We start from the raw sequence: 14773 nt of genomic DNA on the forward strand, positions 1-14773 counted from the left end.
TCCCGACGCCGATGAGCGACGTGCGACGCACCCCGCTCGGTCAGATCCCGGTCGAGCGGGCCGTCGCCGTCGCCCGCATCGACGACCGCCGGGCCACCCACCCGACCCGGGTCGATGTCGCGTCCTTCAGCTCGCACGTCTGACCCGGCCACCGCGCCCCGCGCCCCGGTCACCCCGCTGCGCCAGTACGTCCTCAAGCTGACCAGCCGGTGCGACCTGGCATGTGACCACTGCTACGTCTACGAACACCCCGACCAGTCGTGGCGTCGTCAACCCCGGCTGATGACGCCCGACACGGTCGAGGCCACCGCCCGGCGGATCGCCGAGCACGCCACCACCCACCGGCTCACCGAGGTCCGGGTGGTCCTGCACGGCGGGGAACCCCTGCTGGCCGGTGCGGCCCGGCTCGCCACCACCGCCACGATCCTGCGCCGGGTGATCGACCCGGTGACCCGGCTCGACCTGCGGATGCAGACCAACGGCGTGCTGCTCACCGCCGAGATCGCCGACGTCCTCGTCGCCCACGACGTCAGGGTGGGCGTCTCACTGGACGGCGACCGGTCGGCCAACGACCGGCACCGCCGGTACGCCAACGGCGCGAGCAGCCACGACCAGGTGCGCCGGGCACTGGCCCTGCTGCGTCGCCCCGCCTACCGCAGCTCCTACGCCGGGCTGCTGTGCACCGTCGACCTGGCCAACGACCCGCTGCGGGTCTACCAGGCGCTGCTCGCCGAGGAACCGCCCCGGATCGACTTCCTGCTGCCGCACGCCAACTGGGACCGCCCGCCCGCCCGCCCCGACGGGGCCACCACCCCGTACGCGGACTGGCTGCTGACCATCCACCGGCGCTGGCTGGCCGACGGGCGGCCGGTGCCGATCCGGCTGCTGGAGTCCCTGCTGGCCACGGCCACCGGCGGCAGCACCGGCACCGAGGCGGTCGGGCTCGCCCCGGCGGACCTGGTCGTGGTGGAGACCGACGGCAGCTTCGAGCAGGTCGACTCGCTCAAGTCCGCCTTCCACGGTGCCGCCGCCACCGGCCTGGACGTGTTCCGGCACGCCGTCGACGAGGCGGCGGCCCATCCGGGCATCGCCGTGCGGCAGACCGGCCTGGCCGGCCTGTGCGCCACCTGCCGCTCCTGCCCGCTGGTACGCCGCTGCGGCGGGGGCCTGTTCGCCCACCGCTACCGCTCGGCCACCGGTTTCGACAACCCGTCGGCGTACTGCGCGGACCTGGCCGCGTTGATCCGGGCCACCGCCGTCCCCGCCGGGTCGCCGCAGCAGCCGCCGGTCGACACGTTGCCCCCCGCCGTCCTGGCCGACCTCGGCTCCGGGCAGGGCGGCCCGGGCTCGGTGGATCAGCTCGCCGCCGTCCACCACGGCATCGCCCGCGCGCTGACGGTCGCGCTCAGTCCCGCCGCCACCGCCGACCCGGTCGCGGCGGCCGGTTGGCACCTGCTGGTGGCGCTGGACGTGTCCGCGCCCGACGCCGTCGACCACGTGCTCACCCACCCGTTCGTCAGGCGGTGGGCGCAGCGGTGCCGGGCCGGGGCGACGGGCGACCTGTCCCACCTCGCCGCCGTCGCCGCCGCCGCGGCGGTCCGGGCCGGCGTCGACGCCGACCTCGTGCTGCCGGTGCGGGCCGGCGCGGTGCACCTGCCGACCCTCGGCGCGATCATGGTGGACACCGACGCCGCCACGGTGCCCGTCACGATCTCCGGCGGCGGTGTCGCGCTGCGGGCCGGCCGGCGACGGGTCCTGGTCCGGCCGGCCGTCGGACCCCACCCGGACCGGTGGCGGCCCACCCGGGCGGCGCACACCGGCGACGGGACCGTCCTGCTGGAGGACACCGACCCGTACCGCGACTGCTTCGACCTGCCGGTGGCGGCCCGGCTCACCCCGGCGGTCGCCGACCGCTGGACGCGGCAGGTGCGTCGGGCGGTCGACCGCCTCGACACCGAGGCCGCCGGATACGCCGCCGGGGTACGCGCCCTGCTGCGCGCCGTGGTGCCGCTGCGGCCGGACCCGTCCGGCCGCTCCCGCAGCGCCGCCGCCCGGTCCGCGTTCGGCGCGGTCGCCGTCACCCCCGTCGCCGACGACGCCGCGCTGGCGGTGCTGCTCGTGCACGAGGTGCAACACCTCAAACTGGATGCCGTGCTCGACGTCTGCGAACTGTTCGACCCCGCCGACGCCCGGCGGCTACGGGTGCCCTGGCGCGACGACCCCAGGCCGGTGGAAGGCGCGCTGCACGGCGTCTACGCCCACCTCGCCGTCGCCGACGTGTGGCGGCACCGCCCGGGAGCCGAAGCGGCGGCACACCACCGGCGCTACCGGGAATGGACCGACGGGACGGTCGACGCGCTGCTCGACCTCGGCAGCCTCACCGCCGACGGCGAGCGGTTCGTCCGGCGGATGCGCGCCACCCTGGACGGATGGCGGTGAACGACAGGGCCACCCTCGCCGCCGACCTGCGGAAGCTCGGACTACCCACCGGCGCGACCGTGCTGGTGCACTGCGCGCTGTCCCGGGTCCGGCCCGAGCCGGCGGGGCCGGCCACCCTCCTCGCCGCGCTGCGCGACACCCTCGGTGACCACGGCACGGTGGTCGTGCCGACGCAGACCGCCGGCTACTCGGTGACCTCACCGGCGTTCCGGGCCGCCACGGCGGGGATGACCCCGGCCCAGGCCGCCGCCGTCGAGGCGACCATCGCGCCGTTCGATCCGGCGCACAGCCCGGCCCAGGGGATGGGGGCGTTCGCCGAACACGTCCGCCGCCAGGCCGACGCCCGGCGCAGCGCCCACCCGCAGACCTCCTTCGCCGCTCTCGGCCCGGCCGCCGCCACCCTGACCGCCCGGCACGACCTGGACTGCCACCTCGGCGACCGGTCCCCCCTGGGCGCGCTGTACGCCGCCGACGCCCTGGTCCTGCTGCTCGGCGTCGACTGGTCGGTGTGCACCGCGTTCCACCTCGCCGAGTACCGGTGCGCCCGGCCCGCACCGCACCGGGCGTACCGCTGCTACCTGCGTGACCCGCAGGGTCGCCGGGTCCGCCGGGACTTCCGCGCCCCGCACCTGGACGACGGCGACTTCCCGCGGATCGGGGCGGCCGTGGTGGCCGACGGGGCGGTCCGCTCCGGGCCGGTGGGCGCCGCCGACGGTCACTGTGTACGGCTGCGCCGCGCGGTCGACCTCGCCCGGGGGTGGATGGATGCGCACCGACTGGCGTGAACGGGACAGCGCTGGGTTGGCACCTGTCGATACTGTGGTCGGCCGGGAGCGGCGACGCCGGGCGGGAGCGGTAGGTGGTGGAGGAACAGTTCCGGGAGGACGAGAGCGCCCCCGTGTTCTTCCTCAGCTACGCCCGCACCCGCACCCGACCCCGGGCGGTCGCGCCCCCACGGGACAACAACAAGAAGGTCTCCCAGCTCTTCGTCGACCTCTCCGACCACGTCGTCGAACTGCTCGGCCTCGGCCCGGGCCGCATGGCCGGCTTCATGGACCAGATGCTCGACGGAGGGCAGCTGTGGACCGACGATCTCGCCTTCGCCGCCGGCCACTGCCAGGTCTTCATCCCGCTCGTCTCGCCGCAGTACCTGCGCAGCCAGTGGTGTGCCCGGGAGTGGGACGCGTTCACCCGGCGGCGGGCCGTACCCCGCCCGGACGCCGAACCGTCGGTGGGGGAGACGCCGGTGATCCCGGTCAACTGGTCGGTGGTGGACCGTCGACGGGTGCCCGAGGTCGTGTCGCGGCGGCAGATGTTCACCCCCACCCGGTTACCCTCGGACATCGCCCCGCAGTACCACGAGGAGGGCATCTACGGCCTGCTCAGCCTCGGCAGCAACGGCAAGGACGCCTACGACGCGGTGGTCTGGCGGCTGGCCCAGCGGATCGCCCGCGCGTACCGCACGCACTGGGTCGAGCCGGCGGTCACGACCGACCTGCGGCAGCTGCGCGACCGGTTCGAGGAGGACGGGCATGACCTGGTCTGACCCCTCGCCGGTCGGGACGCCCGGGCAGGAGACCTACTTCTTCCTCAGTTACGCGCACTCCGTCCCGCTGTCCGACGCCGCCCGGCCGGACACCGACTACTGGGTCGGCAAGTTCTTCCAGGACCTCGCCAAGTCGGTCCGGGAGCATCCCCGGCGCACCGTCGAGATCGAGGCGGGCTTCTTCGACGGCCAGGTCGTCCCCGGCGCCGACCTGCGCCGCACCCTCACCGACGCGTTGAGCCTCGCGCACGTGTTCGTGCCGCTCTATTCGCCGAACTACTTCCGCAACGCCTGGGCGCTGGGCGAACGGGACTCGTTCCGCAGCCGGCTGGCCCGGCTGCCGGCGGGACACGCCGACCGGCACGTGCTGCCGGTGCTGTGGATGCCGCTGCCGTCCTGGGAGGACCGCCCCGAGATCGTCCAGGCGCTGTCGGTGACCGACCACCCCGACCACCCCGACGACCGCGCCGACTACGCCGAGAACGGGCTGCGCGCGCTGTGCAAGCTCAGCGCCTACGGCCCGCAGTACCGGCGGCTACGCGACGCGCTGGCCGACCGGATCGTCACGGTGACCGAGCAGCAACCGCTCGCCCGCTCCCGGGCGGCGGCCCTGATCAGCAGGCCGGTCCCCGACGGTCCGGGCGCCGCGCTGGTGGTCACCACCCTCGCCGCCGACCAGGCCCGCTGGCGGCCCTACGGCGACCAGCACCAGTTGGCGGTCGCCGACTACGTGGCCGCGACCGCCGAGCGGCTCGGTCTGCCCACCCGGGTGGTCGGGCTGGCCGAGGCCCGCGACCGGGCCCCGCACAGTCCGGCGGTGGTGCTGGTGGACGCCGGGGTCGGGGTCGAGGCCGCCCGCGCCGCGCTCGACGGGCTGCCGCAGTGGGTGGTCCCGCTCGTCATCGCCGCCGACCATGCGCGTGGCGAGCAGGCACCCGAGGAGATCGCCGGTACCTTGCAGAACGCCCGGTTCCCCCGGGTGTTGCCGGTGCGCACCATCGACGAGTTCGAGCGCTGCGCGCCGCTGCTGGTCACCGAGGCGCGCAAACAGTTCCTCCGGCACGGGCCGGTCGATCCGCCGGAAGGCCCGCACGATCCGAAGCCGAGCCTGGGGCCGGTCGGACCGTTCGACGTACGGCGAGGGAAGGCAGAACGATGACTCCACCCCGCGACGGCCAGGTCGTCACCTTCTACTCGTACAAGGGTGGCACCGGTCGCACCATGGCGCTGGCGAACACCGCCTGGATCCTCGCCGCGAACGGCCACCAGGTGCTCGTCGCCGACTGGGACCTGGAATCCCCCGGCCTGCACCGGTTCTTCGCGCCGTTCCTCGATCCGGACCAGGTCGCCTCCACCGGCGGCGTGATGGACCTGATCCTGGAGTACGAGTGGGAGAACGCCCGCCGCCGGCAGGCCGGCGACGACTCCCGCCCCGGCGACTGGCACCGCCAGTACGCCCGGGTCCACAAGTACGCCTTCTCGGTGAGCTGGGAGTTCCCCGGCGGCGGCACCCTGGACCTGCTGCTCGCCGGCCGGCACAACCCCGACTACGCCACCAGCGTCACCGGGTTGAACTGGGACAACTTCTACAACCGGCTCGGCGGCGCGCAGTTCTTCGACGCGCTGCGGGCGGACATGAAGCGGCACTACGACTACACCCTGATCGACAGCCGCACCGGCATCAGCGACGTCGCCGAGATCTGCACCATCCACCTGCCCGACGTGCTGGTCGACTGCTTCACCCTCAGCGACCAGGGCATCGACGGTGCCGCCTCGGTCGCCACCCGGGTCCGCGGCTACGAGGGACGCCGCGCCCGCCGGGTGCTGCCGGTGCCGATGCGGGTCGACGAGGGGGAGAAGACCAAGACCGACGCCGGCCGGGCGTTGGCCATGCAACGCTTCACCGGGCTGCCCAGCGGCATGACCGAGCTGGAACGGCAGGACTACTGGCTCTCCGTCGAGGTCCCCTACCGCGCCTACTACGCCTACGAGGAGACCCTGGCGACGTTCGGCGACGTGCCGGGCAGCCGGGGGCTGCTGTCGGCGTACGAGGCGCTGACCCGGCACATCACCAACGGCACGGTCGCCGGGCTGCCCCGGATGGACGAGGGGCTGCGCCGGCAGACCTTCCAACGCTTCGAACGCAAACCGGTGATCGTCGACGAGCTGATCGTGCTGCGGTACGTGCCGGAGGACCAGGCGTGGGCGGAGTGGGTGCAGTCCGCGCTGCACGCCGCCGACCTGCGGGTGCTGGCCACCCCGCTGGGTGCCCCGGCGGCGGTGCCGGCCGGCACGGCCTCCCGCGAGCTGCACCTGGTGTCCCGCTCCTCCCTGGCCGCCCGCCGGGCCCTCGGCGGTGCCGCGGGTTCCCCGGCGCTCGCGCTGCACCTGGACGACACCACCCCGTCGGTGGACACCCCGCCCGGCAGTTGGGCGACCGTCTACGAGCGGGGCGCCGCGGCCGCCGCCGAGCAGGTGTGGGAGCTGGTCGGCCGGCCCACCGACGGCCGGGACCGGCCGGTGCCGGCGACCCGCTACCCGGGCGTCGAACCGCTCGTCTTCTACGCCCCGGCGCGCAACGTGCGGTTCACCGGCCGGGACCGGCTGCTGCTGACCCTCCGCGAGGAGCTGAAGACGGCGGCCCGGGAACGGGTCCCGGTGGCGCTGCGCGGCGGGGCCGGCATCGGCAAGACCCAGCTCGCCACCGAGTACGCCTACCGCTTCCACGGCGCGTACGACGTGATCTGGTGGGTGGAAGCCGACCCGGTGCAGTTCATCGACGTCCGCTTCGCCGACCTGGGCCGCCGGCTCAACCTGCCCGACCTGCAGAGCGTGCCGGACAACGCCCGGGCGGTGCGGGACTGGTTCAGCCACGGTGGCGGCCGGGGCGCCGACGGGCCGCCCCTGCGTTGGCTGATCGTCTTCGACAACGTCGACCAGTACGAGCACGTCCGGGACTACCTCCCCCAGGGCGAGGGGCACGTGCTGGTGACCACCCGCAACCCGGACTGGGGTGACCTGGCCCGCGCGGTCGACGTGGACGCCTTCCAGCGCGGCGAGAGCGTCAGCCACCTGATCGGCCGGACCAGCCGCCGGGGCATGACCGTGGCCGAGGCGCAGCAGGTCGCCGAGGCGGTGGAGGACGTGCCGATCCTGGTGGCGCTGGCCGGCGCATGGCTGGCGGAGAGCCCCGACTCGGTCGCCACCTACCTGGCCGGGCTGGCCCGCACCGGCCCGGACAGCGACGTGTGGGGCCGCTCCCTGGCCGGCCTGCGGAAGCAGTCCCCGGGCGCCTACCGGCTGCTGCAGCTCGGTTCGGTGCTCGCCCCCGACATCGCCCTCGACCTGCTCTACGGCGACCAGGTGGCGAAGGTCATCGCCCCGCACGACGAACTGGTCGCCGCGCAGGTCACCGACCGGGTCTCCGAGCGGGACATCGCCGCCGCGCTGGTCCAGCGGATCAACCGGCTCGCCCTGATCAAGGTGGACCTGCACGCCCAGCGGGTGCAGATCCACCGGCTGCTGCAGGCGGCGTTGCGGTCCCGGATGTCCGAGCGGGAGCTGGCCGAGGTCAAGCACGACGTGCACCGCATCCTCGCCGGTTCCCGCCCCTCCGGCGAGGTGGACGACCCGGCCTTCCAGTCCGGCTACCGGCACCTGTGGCCGCACCTGGACGGATCCGAGGCGGTGTCCTGCCACGACGACACGGTCCGGCAGCTGGTCATCGACCGGGTCCGGTACATCTTCCTCAACGGCGGCTTCGAACAGGGCGCACAGTACGCCCAGGACGCGGACAAGACCTGGACGACGATGCTGGAGGGGCTGTCCCCGGAGACCGGCGCCCACCGGTCGCTGCGCGTGCAGCTGCTCAACCTGCGCTTCAACCGGGCCAACCTGCTGCGCAACCTCGGCCAGTTCGAGCAGGCCCTGACCCTCGACGAGGCGACCCTACGCCAGCAGGAGGAGCTGATCGGCGAGAGCCACCCGTACACCCTGATGACCGCCGGCGGGTACGCGGCGGACCTGCGTGCCCTCGGCCGCTACCAGCAGGCTCTGGAGCAGGATCTGCGAACCTACGACGCGTCCGTGGAGGTGTTCGGGGAGGACCACCGGCGCACCCTGAACGCGGCCAACAACCTGGCCGCTTCCTACCGGCTCTCCGGCGACTTCGCCCGCGCGCTCGACATCGACCAGACGACCTACCGCAGGCTGCGGGTCGTGCTCGGCCCCGAGCATCCCCGGACCTTGCTCTCGGCCAACAACTACGCGCGTGACCTGCGGGAGACCGGGGACTACCGCGCCTCGGTGGCGTTGCTGGGGGAGGTGGTCGAGGTGTACCGCCGCGTTTTCGGCGAGGATTTCCGGCCCGTGCTCACCGCGCAGGCGAACCTGGCGACGTCGCTGCGCAGCACCGGCCGGATCGCCGAGGCGGGCCGGCTGCTCGACGACGCCTACACCCGGCTGCGCTCCACCGTCGGGCCGACCAACCCGGACACGTTGCTGTGCCGGTTGAGCCGGACGGCCAACCTGATGCTCCAGGGGCAGGGGGTGCAGGCACGCTCGGAGTTGGAGGAGGTGCAGCAGACCCTCACCCAGGTGTTCGGGGCACGGCACCCCTACACGCTGGTGTGTGAACTCAACCGGGGGGTGGCCCTGTGGGACGCGGGGGTGCAGGAGGAGGCGTACGCGTTCACCGTGGCCGCGGCCGACGGGCTGCGGGAGGTGCTCGGACCCGAGCATCCGTTCAGCATGGGCGCGGACAACAACGCCGCCGTCTTCACCCTCCTCACCGGGCAGGCCGAGGAGGGCCTCACCCGGTTGCAGGCCGTGGTGGCCAGGCTGACCGCGGTGCTGGGGGCCGACCACCCGGACACGCTGCGCAGCCTCGGCAACGTGGAGACGGCCCGGCAGGCGGCGAGCGGGGGAGTGGTCAGCATCGGGCGGATGCGGCTGGCGGACCGGCTCGCCGACCGGATCGGGCAGGAACACCCGAGCGTGGTGGTGCTGCGCGACGGGCGGTACGTGCGGCGGGTCCTCGACCCGCATCCCTACTGACCGGGCTGGGCGCCGATGAGCACATCAGAGTTCACCGGCGTCCCCGCTTCGCTCAGCCAGCGCAGGATGCGGGGCAGTTGTTGCATGGCGTCGAAATGGGCCGCGCCCGGCTGCACCTCGATCTCGGCGCCCGGAATCCGCTCGGCCAACCAGCGGCCGTGGCTGGCCGGGGCGAAGGTGTCCTCCGCGCCGTGCCACAGCCGCACCGGGGTGGCCCTGGTGTCGATCGCGTCGAGGTCGAACTTCCAGTTCCGGCGCAACGCCAGCACGTCGTCGATCCAGCCGTACGGGCCGGTGCGCAACGCCTCCTGGTAGGTGTCGAAGATGATGCCGCGCAGCGCCGCGTCGTTGATCGCCCGGCGGTCGGGGAGGCCCATCTGCGTCATCAGGTCCCGCAGCAGGAACCGGGGGTCCTCGGCGGCTCGGGCGGCCCGCTGCCGGATCTCCTCCACCACGGCGTCGGTGTCCGGCCGTTCGGCCCCGAAACCCCGTTGGTTGTCGGTGTTCATGCCGTCGAACCAGTCCAGGCCGGTGGCGTCCGAGGGGGCAAGGCTGACCAGCACCGCGACCCGGCTCACCCGGCCGTGCAGGCGTTCGTCGGCGGCGCAGGCCAGCGCGTGCGGCCCGCCACCGGAGCGGCCGGCGACCGCGAACCGGTCCAGGTCGAGCTGGTCGGCGATGGCCTCCACGTCCCGCGCGGCGTCGGCCACGTCCCGACCCTCGAACCGCTCGGAGTCGCCGTAACCGGGGCGGTCGTAGGCGATCAACCGGATGCCCATCCGGTAGAGCACGATGCCCCGGGGTTTCGGCCCCCGCCGACTGCCGGGCGTGCCGTGCATCAGGAAGACGGGGAACCCGTCGGGAGCACCGGTCTCCTCGTACGCCACCCGCTTGTTGTCCGCGCGGTGGGCGTATCGCGGCCCAGGCTCACCTTCTCGGGTCACTCCAGCCTGCCTTCCGGTGCCACTACCAGCAAATACTCGCAACCCGCATCGAGCGGAAACGATGTTTTCGTCGTCCCCGTTCAGCCTTCGAGCCTAACGGTCGGGCCCGCCGCACCGCTATGGCGAGCCCGAACAACGGGCCGGATCTGTCGGAAACGACACCTGTCGGCCCGTCCGTTCGGAACGTCCGGACGAATCGACAGCGGCGTTCAGCAGGCCAGAGGTCGGATATCCGACGGCGCGTCGACCAGCGCGGCGCGCGGATCGGCATAGCGCCACTCCACCCGGTACTGCGCCCGCAACCGGGGCCGCGACACCACCCACTCGTACGCGATCCGCCCCTGCCGTTCCCGACCGTCCGGGCGCACCTCGGCGCTGCTCTCCGCGGTGAACGAGGTCTCGTTGCCCCAGACGGTGGGGCCCGTCTCGGCCGGGAAGTCGAGCCGGATCACCAGGTTGCGGGTGGGCAGCCGGATGTCCCGTTGCAACCAGTCGCCGAACTTCCACGCCGGCACCCGGTAGGAGTAGTCCACCACGGTGCGCTGGCCGGGATAGAGCGGCACCGGGGTGCCCCCGCCGTCGAGCAACAGCACGATCTTGAGGAAGGCGTCCCGGCTGCGCCCGACCCGCCACCGCATCGGCTCCGGTTGGTCGACGCCGATGGTCGCCCGGAAGTCGACCTCGTCGATGGTGAGTGGATGGCGACCGTGGAAGACCGTCGACCGGGCCGGATCGTCGGGGAACCGGTCGATGTCGATCTGCACGGTGTGCCGGGTGATCGGCTCGGTGCCCACGCTGTGCAGCACCCGCCGGAACCGGCACTCGTACACCCCGTCGACGAGGGAGAGGCTGGCCTGCTCGTCCTCGATCACCAGATGCGACCCGGCCGGGGGCGGAACCGCGGTCGGGCCGAGCGGGGAACGGCGGCCCCCGGCGCCACGGCTGTCGGCGAAGGCGACGTACTGCTGCCAGATCCGGTTGCCGCTGTCCAACACCAGCTCGACCCGCCGGGCGAACTCCTCGGTGGGTTGGTGCCGACCGTTCTCGATGTGGCTGACGTACGACGGGTCGAAACCGGTGCGTTCGGCCAGCTCCTTCTTGGACATGCCCCGCTGGTGACGCCAGTGGGTCAGTTCCCGCACGAAATCCGCCGCCGCATCGTCCTGTGTGGAGCTGCCCATGCCCCCGTCCTCGTTGTCGGGCCTCAAGTCTGTCCCACCCGTGGCGTCCGCGCCAGGGGTCCCCCCAACCCGACGCCGCCCGGCGGCCCTTACCCGACCCGCCGCAGCCGCACCACGACGGCCACCGGCGCGGGCGGCAGGATGACCGGCATGGACACCACCGTGCACCGCTACCTCGCCGACCTGGTCGGCACCGCCCGGGACGTGCTCGGGTCGGATCTGGTGGGCGCCTACGCCGCCGGATCGGTGGCGCTGGACGCATACCAGCCGGGCCGCAGCGACGTGGACGTGGTGTTGGTCTGCCGGGACGCGCTACCCCGACCCACCCGGCAGGAACTGGTCACCCGGCTGCGGCACGAGGCGCTGCCCTGTCCGGCACGCGGCCTCGAACTGGTCGTCTACACCCGTGCGGTGGCCGCCTCCGGCACCGGCGAGCCGGGCTTCGAGGTGGAACTCAACACCGGGGCGGCGATGCCGTTGCGGGCCACCCTCGACCCGTCCGAACGGCCCGCCGCCGACGGCCGGTTCTGGTACGGCCTGGACCGCAGCATCCTGCACCAGCGGGGCCACCGGCTGACCGGCCCGCCCCCCGGTGAGATGTTCGCCGACCTGTCCCCGGACGACCTGCGCACGCTGACGGTGGCGGCGCTGCGCTGGTGGCTGGCCCGGCCCGTCCCACCCGGGGACGCCCCCGCCCCCGGCGCGGAGGACGCGGTGCTGAACGCCTGCCGCGCGCTGGTCCGCCTCCGTGACGGCGACTGGCTCTCCAAGGTCGCTGCCGGCCACCGGGCGATCGCCCTCGGCGGCGACCTCGAACTGGTGCGTCGCTGCGTCGACGCCCGTGCCGGCGGCCCCCCGCCGACCGCCGCCGCGGCCCGCGCCTTCCAACAGCGGGTGCTCGACGAGATCACCGCCGGCTGACCGCTCGACGCCCACCGGTGCCGCTTCGCCCTCCCACCGCGACCAGCCGCCGGGTTCGCACAGCCCGCGCCGGTCCGCGTCGCCGCAGGCAGGCCGGGGGCGGCCCTGACGGACCGCCCCCGGCCGGGTCAGCGCCGCAGCAGGGCGAAGACACCCCAGCCCAGGTACTCCCGCCGGTACCGGACGTGCCGCAGCGGGTCCTCGGTCAGCTCCCGCCGGAACGACCCGGCGAGCGCGTCGTCGGGATGCGCGTCCAGCCAACGGCGCAGGGTCAGCCAGTGCGCTGCGGCGTACCGGTCCCAACTGTCCTGGTCGGCGAGGACCATCTCGACCACGTCCCAGCCGTGCCCCTGCATGCGGCCGATCAGCCCGGGAAGATCGTCGAAGTCGTCCCGCACGGTGGCGTGGCACGCGGCGACGGTCTCCTGGTCCGGCGGTTCCCGCCGCCAGTACGGCTCCCCGACCAGCAGCATCCCGCCCGGACGCAGCGCCCGCGCCAGCAGGTCGATGGTGCCGGTGACACCCCCGCCGATCCAGGTCGCCCCGATACAGGCGGCCACGTCGACCGGTACCGGGTGGACGTACCCGGCGGCGTCGTCGTGGACGAAACGGACCCGGTCGGCCACGCCGAGTGCTTCCGCCCGACGCCGGGCGGCGGCGGTGAACGCGGTGCTGATGTCGACACCGGTGCCCCGGACCCCGTGTGCGCGGGCCCAGGTGCAGAGCAGTTCACCCTTGCCGCTGCACAGGTCGAGCAGGGTGTCGTCGTGACGCAGCCGGATCACCCGGCCCAGGGTGGCCAGCTTGTCGGCGTCGAACGGGTTGAGGATGCGAAGGTCGCCTTCGCGGATGACGAAACTACGGTCGAGATCCATGTCGATGACTCCGGAGGTGCGTGGACGGACGCGGAAAGCGGACGGTCGGCACACGGAGCACGGGCACGGGACACACCTCGTTCGCTGGTCGTGGTGACGGGGCCGTCAGGTTACGTCCCCACCGGCCCGGGGCACAGCGAATTCGCCCCGGGCCGGACCGCACGTCAGACGTTGGTCGGCACCTTGTCGGCGGGCGGTTCGGTGGCCGCCTCGACCGGTGGTCCGGCGGCGGGGCGGGCCGCCACCGTCGGGTACTCGGCGGTCTCCCCGCCCCCGGCGGCAGCCGCCATCACGGCGGCGGCGGCCAGGTCGGCGACCCGCTTCGCCTCCCGCTGCACGCGGGCCCGGACGTCCTTGGCGTGCCGCTCCACACTCTCGGCGGCCTGCCGGGCCTCCTCCAACCGTCGGTTCTCGGCGGTCAGGTCGCGACGCACCTCCTCCAGCCGCTGCCGGGAACGCGCCAACTCCCGCTCGGTGGTGTCACCCTCCTGCTGGATCTCGGCCAACTGCGCCCGGGCCGTCTCCAGCTCGCCCTGCACCTCGGCGAGGGCCTTCTGCCGGTCGCCGATCTCCCGCTGCACCGTGGCGAGCTGCTCCTGGTGGCTGCTGGTCTGCTCGTCGGCGCGCTGGCGGACCTCGGTGGCGTACTGCTGCGCCTCGGCGATCAACGCGGCGATCTGCTGCTCGGCGGCGCTGTGCTGGTTGGTCAGCTCCCGTTCCGCCGCCGCCCGCTGCTCGGCCAGCTCCTGCTCGGCCGCGGCCCGCCGCTCGCCGACCTCCCGCTCCACCGTGGCCTGCCACTGGGCCAGCTCCTGCTGGCTCTGCGTCCGGGCCGCCTGAATCTCCTGCTGGATCTGGGTACGGGCAGCCTTGGTCAACGCCTCCGCGGCGGCCCTGGTCTGGGTGATCTGCTTCGCGGTCTGCTCGCTGATCCGCTTGGCCTCCTGCTGGGCCCGCTCGTGGGCGGACTCCCCCTCGGCCCGCAGCTTCTCGGCCCGCTCCCGGATCTCGGCCAGCTCGGCGTCCGCCGCCGTCCGCCGTTCCTCGTACGCCTTCTCCTGCTCGTCGCGGCGGGCGATTAGTTCCTCGTCCAGGTCCCGCAGCGCCTGGGCGGTCCGCTCCCGGGCCTCGAGCAGCGTCTTCTCCGCCTCACCCTGGAGCTGGTTCGCCCGCTGGGTGGCCGTGTCGGTGATCACGGCGGCCTGCTTCTCGGCCAGGGCGAGGATCTGGTCCACCATCGGCCCGAGGTCACGGAAGGACGCCCGGTCCACCTGGACGGGACGCTGGCGCAACTCGGTCAGCTCCGCCTGCAACCGCTGGATGTGCGCGGTCAGGCCCTGGATCTGGCCGGCCGCCTGGACCCGCTCGGCGGTCAACGTCGACAGTGCGCCGTCCATCTGCTCGACGTACCGGTCCACCTGCCGCTTGTCGTAGCCCCGCAGCGCGAGCTCGAAGCTCGGCCGTGTCGACCCGTCGTCACGCGACGCGTACGACTCCTCCCCGGTGGACATATGGCGCCAGCCTCCGTACTCCTCGGTGATCCAGGTCGGCGCGGGCGACCCCACGCCCGCGATGGGGCGAAACACTACCGCCGGCCGGTGTCCCGGGCGACCGGGCCCCGGTGGGGTTCACGCACCGGTCCGGGCCGGCCAGCAGGTCCGCCGTACGCGATCGGGATCGGTGCCCGTCAGTCTCGTCGGCGCTGCGGCGACCGCGTGGTGGCGGCAACCGGCAGCAGTCTGCCCACCGGACGGTGCGTCTGACCGTCGCCGAGCGGTTGACCAGGACAGTCACCCCGGGCGGGCGGGGGTT

At 73.7% G+C, this 14773-nt stretch carries 11 protein-coding genes; 7 read left to right on the forward strand and 4 right to left on the reverse strand.

Features of this window, described 5'->3' with window-relative positions:
* Nucleotides 1-11 precede the first annotated feature (11 nt).
* The 6 genes from ACN265_RS13250 to fxsT all read left to right on the forward strand — a co-directional run bounded on the left by ACN265_RS13250 (nucleotide 12) and on the right by fxsT (nucleotide 9040).
* A complete protein-coding gene (locus tag ACN265_RS13250; protein ID WP_269757004.1) occupies nucleotides 12-143 on the forward strand; it encodes a hypothetical protein in 132 nt (43 codons plus the stop codon).
* Entirely contained in the window at nucleotides 115-2439 is a 2325-nt protein-coding gene (locus tag ACN265_RS13255) for an FxsB family cyclophane-forming radical SAM/SPASM peptide maturase (RefSeq protein WP_421407735.1), read from the forward strand. The genes ACN265_RS13250 and ACN265_RS13255 overlap by 29 nt, the downstream gene beginning before the upstream one ends.
* The gene (locus ACN265_RS13260; protein ID WP_421407736.1) at nucleotides 2430-3224 is read left to right on the forward strand and encodes an aminoglycoside N(3)-acetyltransferase; all 795 of its coding nucleotides are present in this window, start codon (nucleotides 2430-2432) and stop codon (nucleotides 3222-3224) included. Before ACN265_RS13255 ends, ACN265_RS13260 begins: the two co-directional genes overlap by 10 nt.
* A 74-nt stretch (nucleotides 3225-3298) precedes the next feature.
* On the forward strand, nucleotides 3299-3985 hold the full coding sequence (locus ACN265_RS13265) for a TIR-like protein FxsC (protein ID WP_204928535.1): 687 nt from the start codon (nucleotides 3299-3301) through the stop codon (nucleotides 3983-3985).
* The gene (locus ACN265_RS13270; protein ID WP_420117347.1) at nucleotides 3972-5144 is read left to right on the forward strand and encodes a TIR-like protein FxsC; all 1173 of its coding nucleotides are present in this window, start codon (nucleotides 3972-3974) and stop codon (nucleotides 5142-5144) included. The genes ACN265_RS13265 and ACN265_RS13270 overlap by 14 nt, the downstream gene beginning before the upstream one ends.
* Nucleotides 5141-9040 carry an FxSxx-COOH system tetratricopeptide repeat protein gene (fxsT, locus tag ACN265_RS13275; protein ID WP_421407737.1) on the forward strand — a complete coding sequence of 1300 codons (3900 nt, stop codon included), beginning with the start codon at nucleotides 5141-5143 and terminating at the stop codon, nucleotides 9038-9040. Before ACN265_RS13270 ends, fxsT begins: the two co-directional genes overlap by 4 nt.
* Here fxsT and ACN265_RS13280 read toward each other — a convergent pair.
* Nucleotides 9034-9984: an alpha/beta fold hydrolase gene (locus ACN265_RS13280; protein ID WP_204928538.1), complete on the reverse strand. Its 951-nt coding sequence runs from the start codon at nucleotides 9982-9984 to the stop codon at nucleotides 9034-9036. The two genes, fxsT and ACN265_RS13280, sit on opposite strands and share 7 nt — an antisense overlap.
* 209 nt (nucleotides 9985-10193) lie before the next feature.
* Nucleotides 10194-11165 (reverse strand): helix-turn-helix domain-containing protein, encoded by a 972-nt coding sequence (locus tag ACN265_RS13285; protein ID WP_204928539.1) that lies wholly within the window; start codon nucleotides 11163-11165, stop codon nucleotides 10194-10196.
* 150 nt (nucleotides 11166-11315) lie between these two features.
* Here ACN265_RS13285 and ACN265_RS13290 point away from each other — a divergent pair, with 150 nt between their 5' ends.
* Nucleotides 11316-12086, forward strand: a complete 771-nt coding sequence (locus ACN265_RS13290) for a nucleotidyltransferase domain-containing protein (protein ID WP_421407739.1) — start codon at nucleotides 11316-11318, stop codon at nucleotides 12084-12086.
* Between the two features lie 128 nt (nucleotides 12087-12214).
* On the opposite strand, the gene ACN265_RS13295 is transcribed toward ACN265_RS13290, so the two are convergent.
* Both ACN265_RS13295 and ACN265_RS13300 read right to left on the reverse strand, forming a co-directional pair.
* On the reverse strand, nucleotides 12215-12961 hold the full coding sequence (locus ACN265_RS13295; RefSeq protein WP_421407741.1) for an SAM-dependent methyltransferase: 747 nt from the start codon (nucleotides 12959-12961) through the stop codon (nucleotides 12215-12217).
* Nucleotides 12962-13125: 164 nt separating this feature from the next.
* On the reverse strand, nucleotides 13126-14472 hold the full coding sequence (locus tag ACN265_RS13300) for a DivIVA domain-containing protein (RefSeq protein ID WP_357934739.1): 1347 nt from the start codon (nucleotides 14470-14472) through the stop codon (nucleotides 13126-13128).
* Between the last annotated feature and the right edge of the window lie 301 nt (nucleotides 14473-14773).

Origin of the sequence: Micromonospora sp. WMMD730 (assembly GCF_049178955.1) — a bacterium.
Taxonomy (GTDB): Bacteria; Actinomycetota; Actinomycetes; order Mycobacteriales; family Micromonosporaceae; genus Micromonospora; species Micromonospora wenchangensis.